The organism is Microbulbifer maximicatervae (SeqCode) (genome assembly GCF_052467815.1).
Map to the genome: position 1 here is coordinate 3,411,910 of NZ_CP174326.1, position 21,131 is coordinate 3,433,040.

At 48.4% G+C, this 21,131-nt stretch carries 18 protein-coding genes; 9 read left to right on the forward strand and 9 right to left on the reverse strand.

Annotated features, from left to right (window positions below; all coding sequences use genetic code 11):
- Positions 1–19 precede the first annotated feature (19 nt).
- Positions 20–1,126 (reverse strand): L-dopachrome tautomerase-related protein, encoded by a 1,107-nt coding sequence (locus tag ACJJIW_RS14930; protein WP_444935577.1) that lies wholly within the window; start codon positions 1,124–1,126, stop codon positions 20–22.
- A 27-nt stretch (positions 1,127–1,153) separates the two neighbouring features.
- The gene (locus ACJJIW_RS14935; RefSeq protein WP_444935578.1) at positions 1,154–1,888 is read right to left on the reverse strand and encodes a glycine betaine ABC transporter substrate-binding protein; all 735 of its coding nucleotides are present in this window, start codon (positions 1,886–1,888) and stop codon (positions 1,154–1,156) included.
- Between the two features lie 123 nt (positions 1,889–2,011).
- Between ACJJIW_RS14935 and ACJJIW_RS14940 the strand changes: the two genes are divergently transcribed.
- Both ACJJIW_RS14940 and ACJJIW_RS14945 read left to right on the forward strand, forming a co-directional pair.
- On the forward strand, positions 2,012–2,923 hold the full coding sequence (locus tag ACJJIW_RS14940; protein ID WP_444894259.1) for a LysR family transcriptional regulator: 912 nt from the start codon (positions 2,012–2,014) through the stop codon (positions 2,921–2,923).
- A 151-nt stretch (positions 2,924–3,074) separates the two neighbouring features.
- Complete coding sequence (locus ACJJIW_RS14945) at positions 3,075–3,668, forward strand: SRPBCC family protein (protein WP_282933324.1); 594 nt, start codon at positions 3,075–3,077, stop codon at positions 3,666–3,668.
- A 92-nt stretch (positions 3,669–3,760) separates the two neighbouring features.
- Here the strand turns inward: ACJJIW_RS14945 and ACJJIW_RS14950 are convergent, their stop codons facing one another.
- Positions 3,761–5,932 carry a TonB-dependent hemoglobin/transferrin/lactoferrin family receptor gene (locus ACJJIW_RS14950; RefSeq protein ID WP_282933323.1) on the reverse strand — a complete coding sequence of 724 codons (2,172 nt, stop codon included), beginning with the start codon at positions 5,930–5,932 and terminating at the stop codon, positions 3,761–3,763.
- 230 nt (positions 5,933–6,162) lie between these two features.
- Between ACJJIW_RS14950 and ACJJIW_RS14955 the strand changes: the two genes are divergently transcribed.
- From ACJJIW_RS14955 to ACJJIW_RS14980, 6 genes are all read left to right on the forward strand, one after another.
- On the forward strand, positions 6,163–6,693 hold the full coding sequence (locus ACJJIW_RS14955) for a MotA/TolQ/ExbB proton channel family protein (RefSeq protein WP_108732764.1): 531 nt from the start codon (positions 6,163–6,165) through the stop codon (positions 6,691–6,693).
- Entirely contained in the window at positions 6,693–7,046 is a 354-nt protein-coding gene (locus ACJJIW_RS14960) for a DUF2149 domain-containing protein (protein ID WP_413665264.1), read from the forward strand. The genes ACJJIW_RS14955 and ACJJIW_RS14960 overlap by 1 nt, the downstream gene beginning before the upstream one ends.
- A 2-nt stretch (positions 7,047–7,048) precedes the next feature.
- The gene (gene cobN, locus ACJJIW_RS14965) at positions 7,049–10,990 is read left to right on the forward strand and encodes a cobaltochelatase subunit CobN (RefSeq protein WP_444935579.1); all 3,942 of its coding nucleotides are present in this window, start codon (positions 7,049–7,051) and stop codon (positions 10,988–10,990) included.
- Between the two features lie 253 nt (positions 10,991–11,243).
- Entirely contained in the window at positions 11,244–12,191 is a 948-nt protein-coding gene (locus ACJJIW_RS14970; RefSeq protein WP_444935580.1) for a hypothetical protein, read from the forward strand.
- A gap of 613 nt (positions 12,192–12,804) precedes the next feature.
- Positions 12,805–13,482: a protease inhibitor BamI-like protein gene (locus ACJJIW_RS14975; protein WP_444894254.1), complete on the forward strand. Its 678-nt coding sequence runs from the start codon at positions 12,805–12,807 to the stop codon at positions 13,480–13,482.
- Positions 13,483–13,715: 233 nt separating this feature from the next.
- Complete coding sequence (locus ACJJIW_RS14980; protein WP_282933318.1) at positions 13,716–14,486, forward strand: zinc-dependent metalloprotease family protein; 771 nt, start codon at positions 13,716–13,718, stop codon at positions 14,484–14,486.
- A gap of 106 nt (positions 14,487–14,592) precedes the next feature.
- Here the strand turns inward: ACJJIW_RS14980 and ACJJIW_RS14985 are convergent, their stop codons facing one another.
- From ACJJIW_RS14985 to ACJJIW_RS14995, 3 genes are all read right to left on the reverse strand, one after another.
- Positions 14,593–14,949, reverse strand: coding sequence for a DUF4870 domain-containing protein (locus ACJJIW_RS14985; RefSeq protein ID WP_282933317.1), 357 nt, complete (start codon positions 14,947–14,949; stop codon positions 14,593–14,595).
- A gap of 45 nt (positions 14,950–14,994) precedes the next feature.
- Positions 14,995–15,741 carry a metallophosphoesterase family protein gene (locus tag ACJJIW_RS14990; protein ID WP_444935581.1) on the reverse strand — a complete coding sequence of 249 codons (747 nt, stop codon included), beginning with the start codon at positions 15,739–15,741 and terminating at the stop codon, positions 14,995–14,997.
- Between the two features lie 87 nt (positions 15,742–15,828).
- Positions 15,829–16,461: a LysE family translocator gene (locus ACJJIW_RS14995; protein ID WP_444935582.1), complete on the reverse strand. Its 633-nt coding sequence runs from the start codon at positions 16,459–16,461 to the stop codon at positions 15,829–15,831.
- 125 nt (positions 16,462–16,586) lie between these two features.
- Between ACJJIW_RS14995 and ACJJIW_RS15000 the strand changes: the two genes are divergently transcribed.
- On the forward strand, positions 16,587–17,663 hold the full coding sequence (locus ACJJIW_RS15000; RefSeq protein ID WP_282933314.1) for an FAD-dependent oxidoreductase: 1,077 nt from the start codon (positions 16,587–16,589) through the stop codon (positions 17,661–17,663).
- A gap of 8 nt (positions 17,664–17,671) precedes the next feature.
- Here the strand turns inward: ACJJIW_RS15000 and ACJJIW_RS15005 are convergent, their stop codons facing one another.
- The 3 genes from ACJJIW_RS15005 to ACJJIW_RS15015 form a co-directional block, all read right to left on the reverse strand.
- Positions 17,672–18,181 carry a phytanoyl-CoA dioxygenase family protein gene (locus tag ACJJIW_RS15005; protein WP_444935583.1) on the reverse strand — a complete coding sequence of 170 codons (510 nt, stop codon included), beginning with the start codon at positions 18,179–18,181 and terminating at the stop codon, positions 17,672–17,674.
- 150 nt (positions 18,182–18,331) lie between these two features.
- Positions 18,332–19,414, reverse strand: a complete 1,083-nt coding sequence (locus ACJJIW_RS15010; RefSeq protein WP_444935584.1) for a permease — start codon at positions 19,412–19,414, stop codon at positions 18,332–18,334.
- Positions 19,415–19,548: 134 nt separating this feature from the next.
- Positions 19,549–20,982: a hypothetical protein gene (locus ACJJIW_RS15015; RefSeq protein ID WP_444935585.1), complete on the reverse strand. Its 1,434-nt coding sequence runs from the start codon at positions 20,980–20,982 to the stop codon at positions 19,549–19,551.
- Positions 20,983–21,131 lie beyond the last annotated feature (149 nt).

Consider the following 21,131-nt stretch of genomic DNA (forward strand, 5'->3'; position numbering starts at 1 on the left):
CCTGGCGGTGAGAGGGAGTTTAAGGAGTGTAGCGGAAGCGCATCAGCTTGTAGGGCGGCTTGGTATTACCAAGGCCAGAACTGAAAGCAGGGTGCTGGTGAAGCTGATCCTGGGTGATATATACCCAGCCATTGCTAATGGCGAGGCTGTCAGGCCAGGAGAGTTGTTTGTCCTGTAGCAGAATTTGGTAATTGCCCTGGGTGGTTAGTCCAATGGCGTTATTTTGCAAGTCGGTAACCAGCACGCCACCTCCAGGTGCCATAGCAATGCCATCGCTGGGGTTTTTGGGGCCAAACTCTTCAATTTGTGTGGTTAGTTTGCTCTCGGAAATATCGGCGTCCGCCAACTGCGCCGCAGGAAGGCGGAAGATTTTATCGCCGCTGAGGCTGCCAAAGTAGAGCCATTCAGCCTTATCGTCCAGGGCAATGGGATTGAGACCAAAGTGCAGACTTTTATTCGTATCACCTTCAGTTTTAGCCGCTAGCAAAACTCCGCCGATGATGAGATCCTGCTTTGGCGGCATAAATTCATTAGCGCTTTCCAGTACGCGCCGAGAGCGTCCGGTTTTCAGGTCGACGACAATAATTGCCGGTTTGGTCGCGCCGTTAAAATTACCGAAAGACATATCGGCGATGTAGATTTTTTGGCGCTTTTCATCCAGGGAAAAATCCTGCGGAAATGAATTTTCCACTAATGCGGACTTGGAGATTTCAATCTGTTGGTGCAGTTTATTATTGACGCTGTCCCAAGCGACAAGTTGGACGGGTGTATTTTCACCGCCCATATCCAAGATCCAGACGATGCCTTTGCTATCAGAGTGAATGCCAATTACTGATCCAAAGCCCACTTCACCTTGTTCAGGCCCATCAGCCCAATCTCGATTGGGAAAGGGTTGCTTGGAGCCGTTGGCCATTACCTCGAGTACTTTTAGTTTTGGCGCATCCAGTGGGTGCATGCTGACCAGTACCCGGCCATTGGGGGTGACAGTGACACCGGCAGCGCGGGATTCGCTGAATTCAGTGACTGTTTGCAGGGACTCCGCTTCAGCTGCGTGAGTGACACTGGTGGCTAAGCTGCCAACACCTGCAAGAGCCAGAGCGGCAAATAGTATTTTTGGGGACTTCATTGCGACTTCCTTAAATTTTACGGTGTTTTAGTTTTTGGCTTGTTTGCGCAGCGCATCTTCCAAGGCGCTGAGCTTTTTGTTGCCGATATAAAGCTGGGACAGGGCAGCCAGGGCGGCGCTGCCAATTTTCTGTTTGGCATCTTTGCGCACGATGAGCGTTGCTTCATCTTGAGTGCCGAGAAGCCCTTTGGGCTCTTTTAGTGCGCGGATGGTGTAGCGGTTGTGGAGAAATTGCGGGTGCCACAAGGGAATCACTACCCAGCGCTCCTGCGCTACGGCGTCTTCAAAACGGTTGAAGCAGTCCGCTTCTGTTCCCGGTCGGAATTCGTAACCTGCCTTATCAAGACCATAGGCATGAATCATTTCAGTGGAAAAGCGGCTAATACCGGCACCGGGATTAATTCCCTGGATCAGGCGATCCATACGGGTGAGAGCAGGTTCGCTGAGTAGGTCATCAACACTGGCAATTGCTTTTTCGGGCACATAATCCGGCACACCCCAGATACAGTAGGGCTCATACAGCACGGTCACTTTTTCGACCTGGTCCAGCAGGGGATTCAGGTAGACCTCGTGGCTGGAGGGCAGCCAGGCCGAAGTTAAAAGGTCGATTTCCCCGTTTTTTAACAGCTCGAAGGCCGCCTCATGGGGGGCGGACTTGAAGCTGGTTTGGTGGCCGTGAGCCTCAAGAACCTTGGCGACTTCCCGGGTGCTGGCCTCGTGGAAAGAGAGCGCAATGTGTCCGATGCGAATACTGTTATCCATACCGAAACTCCCTAGTGTAAGTTTGTGACTGTGCAGTAGTGGCTGCGATAGGGGTATTGTGGTTGCTTTGATTTACCGGATAAACTGCAATTAATAGAAATCAATATTCGATATTTCCGATCAATGCTGATAGATAATCTCAAGTTGTTCCTGCAAATTGTTGATAAAGGTAGTCTGGTCGCCGCAGCGCGGGACTCGGGCCTATCTTCCAGCAGGGTTTCCGAGCGCCTTGCGGCATTGGAGTCGCACTTTGGTGTGGTGCTACTGAATCGAACAACCCGGGCAATTAGCCTGACAGAGGAAGGTCGCACCCTGATTGAGGGTGCTAAACAGATTCTGGGTGAAGTGGATGACCTTGAAAGCCGTATCCGATCAGGGGCACAGACCCTGTCCGGTAGCATTCGCGTAAGTGCCCCCTGCGACTTGGGGCGGGCGATTGTGGCCCCGGAAATTGACCGCTTCTTACTGGATCACCCGGCTATTTCTATTGAATTGCTGTTGTCGGATGGTTATGTGGACATCGTCGGTCAGGGTATTGATATTGCCTTGCGTTTCGGCACAATCACCGACAGTTCACTTCGGGTCAGGACCCTGAGCCAAAAACAGCGCATCCTCTGCGCTTCTCCCAGATATTTACAAGAGCGCGGCACTCCACAAAAGCCTGACGACCTGAAGGGTCACAACTGTCTGGTAATGCGTTTCGGTGAAAACCTGGATAACCACTGGCGCTTTCTCGACGGCCGCGATGGATCGGGGAGTGAGCAAACTGTGGTGGTGCGTGGTGACCGGGTGACCAATGACGGGGAACTGGCTCGCCAGTGGTGCCTGAAGGGAAGTGGCATTATTTTAAAATCAGAACTGGATGTAGGGCCGGATATCCAAGCGGGCAGGCTGGTTCGCCTGTTAGAAGAGTACACTCCACCGCCGGTACCGCTTCAAATGTTGTTCCCACCAAGCCGGGCCCAGCCGCGCCGGGTGACGGTGTTTGCAGACCGATTGGCCATTAAGTTTGGGCTTACTGCGGCAAGTGCTTAGCAGGCTTATGTCTGTCAATTTTTACTTTGAATATTCCATTTAATTGCTTTGGGGCTGTGGCATTTTTTTATTCTTCTATAATTAGGTTTATGACTTTCTAGTTCAATTTATCTCAGTGCCGATATTAAGTATTTAGTGGCGGAGGCAGTTAATGATACTAGACATCATCTATGCAGTAATTATTCTGTACTTATTACTTTGCCTGGTTCTCTATTTTAAAGACAAGTCCTACTTCTATAAGAATTCGGTCATTATCCAAGCTCCGCCAGAGGCCCTGTTTGATTTTGTGGTAGACCTGCGTAGCTGGGAAAGCAAATATCCCAATACTTTGTTTGCTGAATACAATTTAGGGGGAGATAAAACCACGGTGGGTAGTGTTGCGATCGAAAAGTACTGGGGTATCACCGGCTACCACGTAATGAAACATCAATTAATGAATTATGAGCGACCCAACAAAATTGCCTGGGAGGGAAAGATAATTTACGGCGGAGCACTAGTTCTTCTGTTTTTACCGATCACCAAATATATAACCGGTCATTTTAGTTACTCCATAACTGAAATGAAGGGGGGATCAAGCCACTGGGAGAGGCAGTGTTATTTTAAAATGCACTCGGCTAATCCATTATATCGGTTGGTTTACCTGATCTACATGCCACTATTCAGACTTGAGCTGTTGAAGGCGTTACGGCTGTATCAGGCGGAAGTGAAAGAGATGATGGAGAAAATCTACACGGATCAGTTTTAGTTTTGTGGGGCAATAAAAACAAAAAAAGGCCGCATGGGAGTACGGCCATCAAGGGACTTATTTGCGAGGTAGGAGAGTGTAAAACTCGTTAATTAAAAATCGTATCGGATTGACGCAGAGAAAGTACGTCCCGGCGCAGCATTGACAGAAAGATCACTGCCTTCATCCCAGCCTGCAACATTCAGGTAGGGAACGTAGTATTTATCCATCAGGTTGTTAACCGCCAAGTTCACAGACATGGAGTCCATTACCTGATAACCCAGGGTCCAGTCTACAGTGCCATAACCGGCAGTTTCAGTAGCGCCGTCGTTCACTTTTTCCATACGGTCTGCCCAGCGTACCAGTACCTGGCTGGAGAGTTTGGCTCCGCTGTAGCTGGCACCGACCACGCCAGACAGTGGGCTGATGCTGGTTAGGTATTCACCGGTGGTGTCGTTTTCACCGCGCTGGTAGCTGGCATTAGCAAACAGTTCGATCGAAGGAGACAGGTACCAGCTGGCGCTCGCCTCTATACCTTTGATGGTGACAGATTCGATGTTCTGGTACTGGTACTGCTCAAATACATGAGAGAAACTACCGTCGTCATCGAATACGGTTTCGCTATTAACGAGTGTGGTTTCCAGGAAATCATCGTATTCGGTATAAAACGCTGCAGTACTGAAAGCTACCGGGCCCAGGTGCCCGCGCAGGCCGAGCTCGAAGGTGTCACTGGTTTCCGGTGACAGATCGTCGGCGGGAAGTACCTCATAGATGTAACTGGAGGTCGGCTGCAGGTAGTGCTCAATGTAAGCTAAATCGTAGGCCGGTACTTTAAAGCCCTGTCCATATTGGGCAAAGGCAGATAACTTTGGATTGATTCGATACAGAGTGCCCAGGTTGAAGGAAACATTGCTTTCTTCAATGGTGGCAAATGGAGTGCCGTCAGTCTTCAATGCGCCGTTCGGGTCCATTTCGTACCAGTCGTAGCGCAGGCCCGGGGTAACGGTCAGCTGGCCATTGGCGAATGACATTTCGTCATTGATAAACAGGCCGGCGCGCGCCACTTCGTTTTCTGGGAATTTCTCGGTGGTGGAGTCCAGGGTGGAGCTACCCGCAACTTCACGGTATTGGTGAACGGTACGCTCGCTCTCGGTTTGCTCCAGGTCCAGACCGTAACCCAGGGTATGGGTTTCATTCAGGGTTTTGCTGGCGTTGGACAGCAGGCCGATAGTGTCCTGGCGGTAGAGGCCGGTTTCCCACATATCGCGGATTTCGATCACGCCGAACATGGGGGCGTTGATGTCCAGTTGCCCGTACTGCTCGTCTTCCTGTTCAGACTTGTTGTTGTACAAGCTGATATTTACCTGATCGTAAATCGCAGTTGGAGTCTCGCTGTGGTAGCGGAGCTGGTATGCAGTGGTCTCTTTGTCGGAAACAGATTGTTCAGCGACGATGTTGTAGCCGTAGTCGGCGAGTCCGCGGAAGTAATACAGCAGGCCATCGGCACTGTCACCGACAGTTTCCTGGTTCCAGTGGTCGATGCTGAAGCTGATAAAGTCTTCGCCACCCAGGTTGTATTTACCCTTGTACAGGATGCTCTTCGATTCAATCTCGAAGGGGTCCTGGGTTTCGTCGTAGTTCTGTTGTTCTTCACCATCGCGGAAGGTGGTGTGCAGCAGTTGCTCAAAATTGCCGGTGCGCAGGGCAAGGGTAGGGGAAACATTTTTCTGGCTGGTGATGCCGTTGTAGCCGGTCTTGATAGAGCCGCCAAACTGCTCGCCATCTTCCAGGTAGTCGGAAGCATCTTTGGTGGTGAATACTACGATACCGGCAAGGGCGTCTGAACCGTACAGGGAGGAGGCTGCGCCTTTGGCAACTTCAACCTGCTTTAGGGTGTCCACTTCAATAAAGCCGCGACCAATAATGTCGTTTTGGCCATTGGCGCCATAACCCTCGTTCACCCGCATACCGTCTTTGATAATCAGTACACGGTCACCGCCCATGCCGCGCACCAGAATATTCTGCGCGCCGCCAGCCTCACCGGTTACTTCAACACCGGGCTCGTATTGGAACAGTTGGTTCATGTCATTGAGCTGAAGTTGCTCAATTTCTTCATTGGTCACCACGGAAACGCTGCCCGCAACGTCTTTCAGGGGTTTTTCTGCGCGCCCGCTGACGACGATCAGCTCGAGTTCATTGCTGGACGGAGAGGTCGGGGTCTCTGCGTACAGATTTGAGGCGGAGGCTAAGCCCAAAATGGCTGCTGCTAGTGGGCGACGTTTCATGGTGAATTCCTTGATGTCGTTGATTCGGTCTGCTCGTTAAGGGTCTTAGTGCTGCCCTTTCGCTTGGTCTTGTCGACCAGTTCGGAGCGAGATTATATGGATACTTATTAAAATGTAAAGCTAAATGCGAATCACTATCACTAAGATTAAATTTGACCTTGTGAGTTTCTTTGGGTAGTTTCCGCCCAAATTCGTGAACAGCATCAATTTCCGGGCTTGGGAGGCTTGCGGTGAATATTCAATCAGTTGAGACCTTAATGGCGGATGTGGCCGACTTGTTTATGGCCCCAGTATTACTGGCAATCCTGGTCCTTTTTATCTATTCGCTATATGCCGCAGGGCGCTTTATTTCACTGTGGATGCTTCGCCGCAAAAATGCCGGAGCCTATCGGTTGGCATTGAAGCAAGGTCGGGTTGAGCGCCTGCCGGGCTACCAAGTACACAACTTTTACGTGAATAACCCTTTGGCATGTGACGACGAATTGGAAGTTTTTGCGTTGAGAAAACTGGAACTGTTGCGCATGGCTACCCGGATTGCGCCTATGTTGGGTTTGATTGCCACCATGATTCCCATGGGGCCGGCACTTCGCGCTCTGGCCGATGGCAATATTCAGGGAATCAGTGAAAACCTGATTATTGCTTTCGCCGCTGTGATCTGGGGCTTGGTAATTTCCACGATTACCTTTTGGCCTGCCTCAGTGAAAAAACGCTGGTTTGCCTCTGAGCTGATCAATATCCGCAAGCTGAAGGAGGCCGACTGATGCGCTTCCTAGACGAAGATGAAGAACTGAATCCTATTCTGAGCGCAGTGAACCTGATCGATGTGTTTCTGGTCATTATCGCCGCGCTGCTGATTGCCATTGCGCAAAACCCCTTGAACGTTTTTTCCAATGAAAAGGTCACGGTAATTAAAAATGCCGGCGAACCCAATATGGAAGTGATCGTCAAGGACGGTAAGGAAATCAAACAATACAAATCCACCGGGGAAATTGGCTCAGGGGAGGGCACCCGTGCAGGTGTGGCTTACCAGATGGCCGATGGCAGCCTGGTTTATGTACCGGAAGGGGAAGGTAAAGATGCTCCCGCCGGTGAAAAAGCTTCGGGGGGGAATTAGTGGTGCGTAATAAACTGTGGGCACGTTTTGTGTGCCTGTTGATGAGCTTGGCCTTTGCAACCTTTGCTCAGGCCAGCGATAAACCCAAAGTACTCTTGATGATGTCGAGCCACACGGCCAAGGCGAAAGGTACATTGCTGGCTGATCTCTCTGCAGACCAACCCTTTGAGCTGGAGATCTTTAACAGCAAAGGTAAGAGCGATGAGGAAATTGACCTGGCTTGGTCTTCCGCTGACCTGATAATGTTGGATGGCATCAACCCGGCGCTTTCTGCTTTTATGTTTGGCAAGTTCCAGCCAATGCTGGCCAAGCATCCGCAAGTTCCGGTGATTTCCCTGGGGGATGCAGATAATAAGTCCATGAACCAAGGGTTGGCAGAATCCGAGCATCGGGCGATTGCCGCTTATTTTAATAATGCGGGCCGCAAAAACTACCGTCATATGATGCAGTTTTTGTCGGCAGAGGTATTTGACCTTTCCAGTGGCTCAGTACCGGCACCGATAATTGTACCCAAGGTGGGGTTTTATCATCCCCGCTTTGAGCAGCTTGTCACCGATAAAGAGGAATTTTTCTTTGACTGGTTAAAGCCCGCTGAGCAGCAGCCAGTGATTGCCGTGGCTATCCATCGCTCCGTGGTGGATTACGAGCAGCAGCAGGTTGTCGACACCCTGTTGAATGGTCTTGAGGCTAAAGGTGCCAAGGCTTTCGCCTTCTTCTTTGAAGGCGAAGACTTGCCGCTTTCCTATCCGGACTTATTGCAAACCGAAAGCGGCAATACCCGTGTCGACTTGATGATTAATTACCGCTCCCTGCACTATGTCAGCAAACGTCGCGCTGAATTTGAGAAGCTGGGAGTGCCGGTTATTCACGCGCTCAATTACACCGAGGGCAGTGAAGAAGAATATTTTGCTGATAATAGCGGTGTATCTCCATCCCTGACTCCATTCTTCCTAGTAATGCCTGAAGATACTGGCAGTATCGATCCGGTGATTATCGCTGCTCATAAAGACGGCAATAAAGTAGTGATGGATGTACAGATGCAGGCCTTGATAGAGCGCGCCTGGAATCACGCCTCCCTCGCTTATCAAAGCAACACCAATAAAAAGGTGGCAACGTTTATTTGGAACTACCCGCCTGGGGAAAAAAATATCGGTGCGGCTTTCCTGGATGTACCCAGCTCGATTGAGTCGATTGCCCAGGCAATGCGAGAAAGAGGCTATGAGGTACATATCAGGGATTCAAAAACCCTTATCGATTGGGCCGGGCAGTTGTTGCGCCCCTATTATCGTCGCGAAGACAGCGTAGCCTTGATCGATAAAGGGTTGGCTGATTGGATGCCGCTGTCCACCTATCAAGCCTGGTTTGACCAACTGCCTGCAACTGTGCGGGACCCTATAGTAGAGCGTTGGGGTAAGCCGGAAGACAATGCCATGTTGGCCGAACATAACGGCGAGCCTGCATTTGTTATTCCCCGGATGACCCTCGGCAATTTGATTGTGTTGCCGCAAGGCGTTCGCGCGGATAATGCCAAGGATCACTCTTCCCTCTACCACGACATGAAAACCCCGGTGAACCACGCCTACCTGGCGGTTTACCTCTATGCGCGGGAAACCTTTGGTGCTGATGCCTATATTCACCTGGGAACCCATGGCTCCCAGGAGTGGCTCAGTGGCAAAGAGCGGGGCCTGTCGGTTTACGATGCACCTAGTTTGGCTCTGGGAAATATCCCGGTGTTCTACCCCTACATTATCGATAATGTGGGAGAGGCTATGCAGGCCAAGCGCCGTGGCCGTGCCACCATGATCAGCCACTTGACCCCAGGCTTTGCGAAAGCCGGCCTATATGCGGAAGTGGCTGAGTTGTCCGAGTTAATTGGCAATTACCTGGTATTGTCTGAAGGGCAGACCCGGGCCAATACCCAAGAGCGTATTATCGGTCTGGCCGAAGAGCTCAATATGCTCAAGGATCTGGAAATCAGTGCTGAAGCCTTAAGTGCGGATTTTGATGGCCAACTGAGCCGCTTGCAGGATCATTTGGGTCAATTGGCAGAGATGAGCCAGCCGCTGGGCATCCATCGTTTTGGTCAGTTGCCAAAGACCGAACATCTCACCAGCACCATGTTGCAAATGTTGGGTGAAGGGTTTATCACCGCAGCGGATGAATATGAGGCGGAGCACGGGTTGCGTTTGCCGGAAGAGCAAACCCGGGATGAGCGCAATGTTGTGGCTTTGGAAGCGCAGGCGGGGTTCCAGTTGCTGGATACCTTCCTGGAGGGCGGTGAGCTGGAGCAGGTTCCTGAGCCCTTGCAGGCCCAGTTGGATCAGGCTCGGGAATACTCCGATAACTTTGCCAAAATTGCCGAGCTGGAAAACCTGATGTCGGCACTCGATGGTAACTACATTCCTGTAAGCCATGGGGGTGACCCGATTCGCAACCCGCAGGCGGTGCCCACCGGCCGCAACCTGATTGGCTTTAACCCGGCTAAGGTGCCGTCGAAAGAAGCCTATGAAGCTGGTGTACAGCTGATGGACCAGACCATTGCTGACTACCATGCAAAGCATGGCCGCTTCCCGGACAAGTTGGCTTTCTCCTTGTGGTCCCTTGAAACCATGCGCCACCAGGGTGCCCTGGAAGCCCAGATCCTGCACGCCCTGGGCCTAAAACCCAAGTGGAACCAGCAGGGCAATGTTACCGGTACAGAAGTTATTCCCTACTCGGAATTAAAGCGCCCGCGTATTGATGTCGTAATCTCTGCGACAGGCCTTTATCGGGATGCTTTCCCCAACGTGATGCTGTGGTTGGCAGAAGCCATCGATAAAGTGGCGCAGATGAAAGAAGACAATAACTTTGTCTACCGCCACAGCCAGGCATTGCAACAGCAACTGTTGGAAGACGGCAACAGTGAAGAGGATGCTCGCTATTTGTCATCGGTGCGTATCTTCTCCAATGAAAGCGGCAACTATGGAACGGGCCTTGCCGCCGCCAGCCTGGCCTCTGACAGTTGGGAGGGGGATGACAAGCTCGCTGACCTCTATATGCGCCGTATGGGCTTTGCCTATGGCAAAGATGAATCCCGCTGGAGCGAGGATCAGCGCAGTGTTGAGCTGTACGGCAAAGTGCTGTCTGGCACTGATGGGGTGATTTTCTCCCGCTCCACCAACCTCTACGCCATGATGACCAATGACGATCCCTTCCAATACTTTGGCGGTATCGGTCTGGCGGTTCGCAATCTGGATGGCGCAACGCCGGAAATGTATGTTTCCAATTTGCGTCGCAAAGATAACGTAAAAGCGCAAACCCTTGCGGAGTTCATTAACCAGGAAATGCGCAGCCGTTACTTCCATCCCCGCTGGATTGAGGCGATGCAGGATTCCGGCTACGCAGGCGCTACCGCTATCCTGGATCGCGTCAATAATATGTGGGGCTGGGAAGTAATGACCCCGGAAACTATTCGCGACGACCAGTGGCAGGAAATGTTTGAAGTCTACGTGGATGACAAATATGAAATGGATATGCGCGAATTCTTCGAAGAGCACAATGCCGAGGCCCTGGCCCAGATGTTGGAGCGAATGCTGGAAGCGGTGCGCAAGGGATATTGGGATGCGAAGCCTGAAACCCTGAAGAAAATGGTAGAGACCTATACCGAGCTGGCAAATCAGTTTGATGTGGCTACCGACAATGACAAGTTCAAGGAATTCGTCAATCAGCAGGCATTAGGGTTTGGCCTCGCGGCCCTGGCCAATGCCCAAGCATTGGATAACCCTCAGGTTAGCAGCGCCAATGCTGCGCAACAGGTCAGTGGCCAGAAGCTGGAGCAGGTTGCAGAACCGACTCCCAGTGATAAGCCGGAAAAGCTGATATGGCTACTGTTGATGGCTATTGTGTTGGCAGGCTTTGTCAGCGGTTTCTTTGATCATAAGTGGGTGCGAACCAAGCCCGCTTAATGCCCTTCTTTAACGGCACCTGATCTGCTTAAGACCGGGTGCTGTTAACCTCCATTTGTTTTACCCCTCCCGCGTAAATAATCTTAAAGCTGCCTCGGCTACAGGGTTAAGAATTGTTGACCCCGGCAACTATTACTCTCTTACTGTGTTAGCTTTCTATATAGAAGGTGAAAAGTGCATTTTGATTACTGTGTAAAGCATTAAGCTTGGTGCGCTTCTGACTAAAGTTGTCTCTCGAAAGGAGGTTGGAACGATGGGAAAACGATATCAGGCGGCCTTCTTGGGCCTTATCTCGATTACGGCAAATGCGTGGTCCCTGGAGAATCACTACTCTGGTGCTGGGAGTGTGGCTGAGGATTCTACCAAAGTGGAAACACAGAACCTGTTTTCCTGTGCTTCCGGTCGCTCCCGGTTGTCGCCAAAGGGGGTGAAGCAGGTAGAGGGCAAAGCCTTTACCGTTCCGGCTGAAGTGAATTACAGCAAGCGGTACTTTGCTGCGGATCTCTATAACCAGTGCTCTGGGGTCACCCCACCCTCATTGGGTGATATTGATCTTACAAAGGTACCGGTGATCGATATCGACAAAGAAGGTGAGGTGGTTACTGGTTATATCTTTGCCGACAATTATTTTGAGCTATATATCAATGGCAAGTTAGTTGCTGTTGATCCGGTTCCATTTACGCCCTTTAACTCCAGTGTGGTTAAGTTCAGGGTGAAGAGGCCCTACGATATCGCTATAAAAGCGGTTGACTGGGAGGAGAACTTAGGAGAAGGCACAGAGAGTAACAGAGGTGTCCGCACCCATGCCGGTGACGGTGGCTTTATTGCCAGCTTTTCAGATGGCACCAAGACGAATTCAAAGTGGCATGCACAAACTTTTTATACAGCACCTATTTATGATTTGGGGTGCTTGAAAGAGCGGGGAGAAGAGCGAACCTCATTGGACTGTGCTGAGAGGCCCCCAAAACCAGGTGCACAAGTCTATTCTCTCCACTGGGATATTCCGAAAAATTGGAAAGTCGATGACCGCTACCTTTCTTGGCCTTATGCGACAGGATACACGGAGCAGCAGATAGGTGTGGACAATAAAGCGGCGTATATGAATTTTCGGAAACAGTTTTATGGCAGTGGTGCTAAATTTATCTGGTCAAAAAATATAGTCCTGGATAATTTGGTGTTGTTGCGCTATCGAGTTGAGTAACGGTGTCACCACTGGCCAATTAATTACTGTGCGCTGAAGTTACTGCGTACATCTCTATCTCTACCCAATCAAGAATTAACAGATTGTCTGAATTGCCTGCCTAGTTACGATTCTCCAGTTTGTCCTTATATTCACTTTTTTCTAACAGAAAATTCCTTTCCAAAATTGAAGAGAAATTTTGAGCTCTCACTTTTTTCTTCTATTGTCTTTCGCACGCTGAAATTGTTGATCCTGCTTAAAAATCTACCAAATTTGTTTCCTATGAAACTTGTTTTTTTGGATTTTACAAATGGTTCCAGCGCGTCTTCGGGGGGGGCGCCACTGGTATTTGGCTTGAGCTAATTTGGTGCAGAATGGGTTTTCGTGAAATATGTCTACTTTAATTCCGAAGTTCTCCACAATTTTGAAAAATAAATTAGATTCTGTTCAGTTTTTATGAAAATTATGTGAAAAATTTCCCAAAAAAAAGCTGCGTGATAATTAGGATCGATCGTCTCAACTAAATATCGAATGTTAAGAATCGTAAAGATGCCAACATGAGGTGGGGCTGGTTAAGCTGTCAATAGGACGTGCTTTGCCGTTGCACGTAGCATTATTTTTGAGAGAAAAGCTTGTGAGAAAAATAATTCCTCTCGTCGCCATTGCTGTGGCAGTAGGGTATTTCGTTTGGGCCAAAAGCCAATCTGAAGGTCAAAAACCAGTCGCTGAGCTGGAGAAGCCCAAACCTGCTATCAGTAAATCTGCTGAAAAAGCAGAGCAACTCAAACCTGAAGAGGTTCAGACAGGTGAAGAGGAACTCCTTGGAGGTGATGAAGAAAAAGCACTTTGGGTCGAGTCAGAGCTGGCCAGGAAAGTTCTTCATGAAAATGGCCGCTTACCAGTAGATCTCAATGGTGAAACCTATCTCGAGCTGGATATTGAGATGCTCCGGAATCTCACAGTTGGTGATTATGTCGACATTGACTTGCCTGGCATTGAGGGTGACTACGATGCACAAGTTGGTAGTATTGAAGAGCATGCCAGTGGTAATAAAAGCTTACAATTAAACTTCCCGGGAATGACTCGCCTGCATGGCGCAACTTTTACGCTCGGAGCAAATTCCGTCTATGCTCAGCTAAACCTACCTTCTGGATCATATACGATGGAAGCTCAAGGTGGTTTTGCATGGATAGCGCCTAATGGTGCATTAATTAAAAACCACGTAGAGAAACATGATAAGGATATGTCCTCGGAAGCACCTCGTGACAAAGATTGGTCGGATGAAGATGTACCTTTAAATGACTTCAAATAAGAAGAAATTGATTCATGGCGATTGTGCTTTGAATTAATAATCAGGCAAAGGAAGGCCCAAGAAAATCCTGCGAATACCGGGGGCTCGTCTCCTCAGGCGATTAAAATACTAGGGATAGCTTTTTAATCGAGTCAGGGTATTAAAAATGTATTGTTAACTCCTTTGGGCAGCAATTTTAATTAATTGCTGGGGGAGGAGTGTGCACTACTTATTATAATAAAAGGAGTCTTATAATGAACCTGAAGAAAAGCCTGGCCGCTGCTATTGCAGCGATGACGGTTTCCGGCGCTGCAAGCGCGGATACCGTTGATATTGCTATTATGTACACCACCCAAGCGGCGGAATACACTGGTGATATCTCGGCCAAGATCGACAACTATATCAGTTATGCCAACAATTCTTTTTCAAGAAATGGTATTGATATTCAACTTAACTTGGTAGATAGCTGGCATGCTTCCAGCTCTGACTACCGTGTAAACGAAGATACCCTAGATCTGATTACCTTTCACAGCACTGTAAATAGCTGGCGAGCCTCTGAAAAGGCTGACATGGTAGTATTCCTGGGTAAAGCCGAAGAGACCGTAATTGATGGCAGCACCTATATCACTTGTGGTATTGCCTGGGTTGGACAGGGTAGCAATGGCACCATGTACTCCAGCGCAAAAGAGCGTGCTTATAGTGTAACTGGCGTTGACTGTGGCTATAACACTTTCGTTCACGAGCTGGGCCACAATATGGGTCTGGTTCACTCAACCAAGCAGGGCGATACCTCTGGTGGTGTATACTCTTACGGCATGGGTCACGGTGTAGATGACAAGTTCTCTACCATCATGGCCTATCCTTGGAGATATGGGGAAAACGTTACTCAGTATGATTGGTTCTCTGATCCTGACTGGTACGAGTGTGGTGGCTTGGCCTGTGGTGAGCGCTCAAACGGCGTAGACGTTTCTAACGCTTACCGTGCTCTCGGTCCTATCACCGATGATCTCTCTGGTTACTACTAATCGGCACTAATCTGCTGAAAGTAATTGTAGAGATTATTGGCTTATAGCCAAGGGGAAATCGGGAGGTGCTCTCCCGATTTTCTATCTGTAAGGTAAGGTTAGCTATTTAACCAAAAAATCGAATACTGAGCGGGTAGCGCCAGAACTGGCCTTCATTGGCCCGGATTGCACCAATCACAATAAATATAACATTGATTATTGCTAATGCAATCAGCCCAAAAATACCGATAACAAAAAATATCAGTATGACGGAAATTATAGAATAGATAAGCAAGCTTAACATCCAGTTAAATATCATCTTGCCGTGTTTATCGATTTCTTGAGAGCGGTCCCTTGTTGTTGCCCACATAATAATGGGTAAAACAAAACCAGCACCAGGAATTACGATCCAAGCCAATTGACTTAGATGAAGCAGCATTATGAAGGTATTTAGTTCCATATCCCAAGGGCGATAATCTTCCATTTAGCGAATTTCCTTTTATCCAATATCCTGTGTGAGCAGATTTACCTAGCTGGCTCGTCCGGTTGATAGATAGAAACCCCAGTCATCCCTCCCTTGCGCAATAGCAGCTCGGGCAGCTTTATCTGCATCATAACTTACCTTAAAAAATTCTGCGCTCCAGGTTCCGTTTTTGCTTCTCTCTATCAGGGCGTAACTCGCATGGGGGCTAAAGGTTTCCATAATATGGGGTTGCGGTTCACTGTCAGTATAAGCCGGTAGCCCAGCGCTGCCTGGATTTACGACCAGCTGGCCACTACTGACAGAGATACAGCGTGGTTGATGTGTATGCCCACATAGAATTACTTTTGAGGAAATCTTTCCAAGGAGGTTGAGGATTTCATGGTTGGAACGTATCTGGGGGCGGCCGCTGCTGGTATCTTCCAGCAGATATATGAGGTCACTACTGGGTGTTCCATGGCAAAGAAAGACTTCATCGGTGATTTGTAAGCTGGGTGGTAACTGCTTCATCCATAATAGTGGTTCAACACCAAGGTCTTTCAGAATAAATTGCAGGGTTGGGTTGCTTTCTATTTCGGTAGATGTGGCTTCATATATTTGTCGGTCCTGATTACCGCGAATTGTCGTGTAACCTTGCTCCATTAAGCGTTCATAGGTGAGTCGTGGCGCAATAGGGCCATATAAAATATCACCCAGGTTCACCGTTAGATCGGCGCCTCTCTTTTTTAGATCAGCAACAATGGCATCGAGGGCATAAACATTGCTATGGATGTCAGACAGGACCGCTATTCGCATTGAGCTCTCCGCTGGACTGCTGAAAGTACTTTGACTGCCGCTATATTTTCACAGAAAGCTTCCTGTCGTCCATAAAACCATAAAAAATCAGCGGTCAAAAGCCAGGCGAGAGGCCAAGCCGAGGAAAATAACTCCAAGGAAACTATCCAGGTGCCGCTGAATATTGGCCTGTGTAGCAAGAGATTTTCCCAGCTTGCTAAACGATAGGGATACCAGGGTGTTAAAAGCCAGCGCTGTAATGCTTAAGAGTACGCCCAATACAAGGATTTGGGTCGTGATTGCTTGGGATGACACGGTAAATTGAGGCAGGAAAAGGCTAAAGAAAAGTAGGGCTTTGGGGTTCATTAGGTTGTTGAGTAAGCCCCGGGCGATCAGCTGTGTTGCCGGCAGAACCACGGTATCTGGTTGGTTATTTTGTCTCACTTTATTTTTGCGCCAATTGCGAAGGAGTGACAATCCAAGCCAAGCTAAATATACGGCGCCTACCAGTTTTACTACCAGTGCTACCAGAGGCATCGTCTGCATGATATGTCCGAGTCCGAGAGCAACTAGCGCCGTTTGCACTATCCCAGCAGTAAAAATGCCCAATGAGATCATTACTCCTGCAGCGAATCCGCGAGCCGAAGAGTAAGCAGATATTAACAGTAGGTCTGGACCAGGGGAGGCCGCTAGAACAATCGCTGCGATCAAGAAGGCGGGTAAAATACTGAGGTCGATCATATGAGGGGTGCCTTGAAATTGCGATTTTATCACAGCAGGTGAGTTTAATTCTATGATGGCCGTGCCTTGCTTTTCCCAGGCTTCTACAATAGAAGTGAGTTCTACGACAGGGTGCAATGCTACCAGTGAGCCATATAGACCGTGTGTTAGTGGTTGGTGCGGGTCCAACGGGGTTGGCGGCAGCTTGTGCTTTGTCTTTCTATGGAATCAAATGCCGAATAGTTGAACGCCGTACCAAGCCCAGTGAACTCTCTCGGGCAGTCGGTATTTTTCCCTGCACCATCAGGCGCCTTCTTAAGGTTGGTGTTTCAGATAACTTGGTATCTGAGGCGATGCGACTCTGCAAAGTTCAATATCTTCAAGCGGGTAGGCCGCTATTATTTTTGGATAACCGGGGCGATGCATATAAAGAGTATGTGGGCTTTGGGTTACCGCAAAATCGCACTGAGGAGATCTTGAAGGACGCTCTGCTCACACAGGGTGTTGTAGTTGAATACGGTATTGCCGCTATTGAGGTGGACTCTAGTGAGCACAGAGTGGAAGTCACCCTGTCTGACGGTAGTGTCGAATGCTTTGACTGGTTAATTGCTGCTGACGGAGCTCATTCAACAATTCGTGAGAAGCTGAGTATTCCATTTCCTGGTACAGATTTGCCGGAACCTTGGGGAGTCGCTGATGTAGATATAGAAGGAGAGTGTGATCCTGATTTAGTTAGCGTGGATATTCAGCGGCCCGGCAATCAATTTACAATTACTTTACCTATGGGTAAACAGCGTTTAAGAGTAGTTGCTACCCAGCCAGATGCGTTGGGAGCATTAGATGTGCCGCTAAAAATTAAGAATATCCATCGCTCCGGTAGTTTTCAAATTTCAATCCGGCAGGCGAAGAGTTATCGCTCCCAGCGCGTACTTTTAGTCGGAGACGCCGCTCACTGCCATTCTCCCGTAGGTGGCAAGGGTATGAATCTGGGTATTGCCGATGCGATAGCTGCAGTTGATGCGATTATAAATGGCACAGTAGATAGTTATTCAGTTGAAAGACATAAAATAGGCGCGGCGACGATTCGAAAGACAGAAATCGTTAGGCGAATGATAAGCTCAAATTACTGGTTTAATAAAATGCTGATACGGATGCTGGCAAAGCTCATCGTAACTTTCCCTGTAGTGCGACATGCATATACTCAAAATCTGACCAAGCTTTAAATGAACGTTTATTCTTTAAGGATTTCGTTGTAACCGTAGGTATCATTGCCGAAAACCTGAAAAGTGTTGACTTTAGGGATATCATATTCAACAAGTCCCTCATAGGTTGAATATAAATCTTTTCCGTAGGGGGCTACCTTTATGTGGTTGGCAGTGCATCTTCCTGCAAAGGAGAACCTTCCACTATTATCGCTGGTATTGGAATAGGAAGCATGAAAGTTCAATGGAGAAAAGATCAAACACTCCCCAGCTTTCATCTCTAAATCTACCACCATAAATTGATTAAGGAAATCATCTCCAATTAATTTTATGGAGCTAAGTAAAATAAGGGTACTTTTATTAATAAGCTCCGGAGTTTTGGCAGCTGGACCTAAATACTCGTCCACTATTTCACGGCCTGTAGGTAAGTATTCCCTATTTGGATATACCCAGCCATTCATATCAAGGAGGGTAGCAACTGCTTTATCAATGATATAGGGCCAGGGTGTAAAAACCCGAATATGGCCCCATTCCAGCATGGTGCTGCCGGCCGATATGCCTTTCTATGACACCAAGCGCTTTAATTTTCTCGACAAGAGCTGTGCAACGGCAGTAATTGCAATAGGCCCTACACCAATGATAATCGCGTCATGTATCTTGTTCATTAGTCTCCTCCAAAATACCTGGAATTAAAACAGAAGGGTGTACAGGTAACCCGCTGTGACAGCCATACCTAAAACCACCACTAAAAATGCTGTGATCATCTGGGTTTTAAAGATGGACCTTAATAGGATAACTTCTGTCAGGCTGGCGCCAGCACTGCCGATAATTAGTGCCATTACCGATCCGAGAGCCATGCCCTTTTGCACCAAACCAGCACTCAGAGGGATAACAGCAGAGGCACGTATATAGAGTGGAATACCGATTACAGCTGCAATTGGAATCGCGTACCACTTGTTTTCTCCTGCGTAGGTTACGATCAAATCAGTAGGAATAAATCCGTAAATGAGTGATCCCAGAGAAATACCGAGCAGTAAATAGGGGAGTGTTTTTTTAAAATCTTTCCAGGTGGAATTCCAAATAATGACCCAGCGATTTAGTTTCTGGGTTTCTACTCCCCCCTCAGAATCACAGCTATTTGCCGGAGTATTGATACAGCAGGTTGTAGTTTCTCCAGTTTTTGCAGCTGATGATAGAGAAGATATTGTTGCTGTATTGGTTGCGCCAGTTGTAGTCAAGACTCTATTATTAAATGCCAGATTATTGGCTATCTCTTTGTTCTCATTGGATGAAGGGGGATTTTTACTATTTGTGTCTCGGTAGACGCCATCGCGGACAAAACGCTCGAATCCAAATTTTTCCAGTGCAAATCCCGCAGAAATTGACACAGTCATCGCTAGAGTGAAATAAAAAATCGCTACGTTGAGACCAAATGTAAAGATCAACAAGCCAATAACAATCGGATTAAGTAGAGGGCTGGAGAATAGGAACACCATCATTGGTCCGAAACCAGCGCGGGCGCGAAGTAGTCCCTTCAAAAATGGAATAGTAGAGCATGAACAGAAAGGTGTAATGGAGCCAAGTAATGCGGCTATTACGTAGCCTCGGCCATTGCGTGAGCTTAGGGTCGCTTGGATTTTTTCCGGTGTAATGTACTGCTGCAATACACCAACGAGGTAGCTGATAGCTAAAAATAATACTGTCAGCTCAACTGCAAGAAAAGCAAACATAGAGAGAGCTTCTTCTAGCATGGATACGAACTCTGGGGGCATTGTTTTAGCTCCTTAATTTAATTTGTTAGTACCAGAAATATAGAAATAATGAATTTTGTCAGTGTGTTTTCATTAGCTTTGAAGTGTGATTTATGGTGCCAAGAGATCCCTTTTACGGATCGCTTGTGATGTTGTCAGGCGACATTGGATATCAGTGAATCTAAAACGCCCTTGCCACTATGCACGCCACCCTCCATTTCCTGAGAGGATTTACTCCGAACTAAGTAGCCAGCAAAACCTTGCTCTGAAGTAGCTGGTTGACCATTGAAATGAATAGTAAACATACCTATTTCACTGATTAAATCGCCTACTAAATATAATTCAGAGTCCCTGACTACCAGGGCGGGATTGTTTCTAGGGGGCGGGCTCAAGCGTGGCATTAGTGCCCAGGCAGGGTATTCGTCTACTGAGAGCTGTTTGAGTTTCAGCTTGATATCCTGGCCAAAGACACAGTGCCCGCCGCCTTCTCCCTGATTTTTGAGCACCCACTTAGAGGCGTTCTGCTGACTGAACCATTCTATCGTCTCTGATGAAATTGGTTGCATGTCGCCAAGTAGTGACTTGATTAAAACCGCTTCATCCTGGGATACATTGAATCCGGTTAGCGTTTCTACTGACATGGACGAAAGGATCATTTGTACACGCTTGCTGGTAGCCAGTTGTTGGCTTACGGTTGCATTAATTGCGATCCGATGGCTCTCAAGCAAAATTCGCGATTGCATCAGTGTTTCACAGCAGCGCTCGCTATCCAGGTCTTTGGCGACATAATCACAGTAGTTGTAGCCGGCTCGTAAATACACGCAATCTACAGGGCCTATTCCTTGCAGCAGGAGCCTATTGTTGGGGCCTGTTACCAGGCCCGCTTTGAGTTCGCGAAAGGTCTTTCGTACCGTACGTATGCCTTTTTCAGCTAAGGCATATTCAAGAAGGTGTTGGTCGAAGACATTGTCTTCATACTCCTGTATCACCATTAGAAATGTTGGGCTGCCACCATCTCCAAATTCGCTTTTGATGGCTCTTGTCGCATCGGCAAGGCCTTGGGAGAGTCGCTCAATTGCTGGGTTCTCTATAGGTTGGCCGTTCGAAGTATTGGACCAATCGGAATAGGTCTCAGGACTTTGCGAGTGGATGAATTGGTGCAATTCGTAAATACGCTGCCCGAAGGGCCCCATTCCTGCTGCGATTCCATTGAACTCAATGAGCTTTGGTCCTTGGCTCACATCGTCCATAAAGTCACTTCTCATAACCAGGAGGGGGAGGCGGGGCGCATTTTTTATTTGACCATGCATGGCGAGTAAGGCACCGAAAAACGGGTCTCCATGTGCAACAGGCCTGATAGCTTCGTGAAGAAATTGGTGATCTTCTGAGACTTGATGGATCAGCTTTCCCAATAGGGGTACTGCTTTCTTTAACGTCTCAAACCGTTCCAGGGCGATAATACTTGGGGTAAGGCTAAAAGGTACATGGCTCGCTGAGCCACGACTAGATTTGAAAGCCAGGCCATGGGCAAGCCCCCACTCTACCGCTTCATTGGCTGCCTGAATGGCGTTTGGATGGCTCTTACTCATGGGTTTCCTCTGGCCTTTGCATACTGGGGCACACAATTTAGAATGTGCTGTATTTCTAGAATAATAGAAATATAGGGATTAAGTAAAGGTGTGTGTTTGAGTTATTTCCGAGGTATCTAAGAAAGGTATCAAGGGAAGGGAGCCAACTA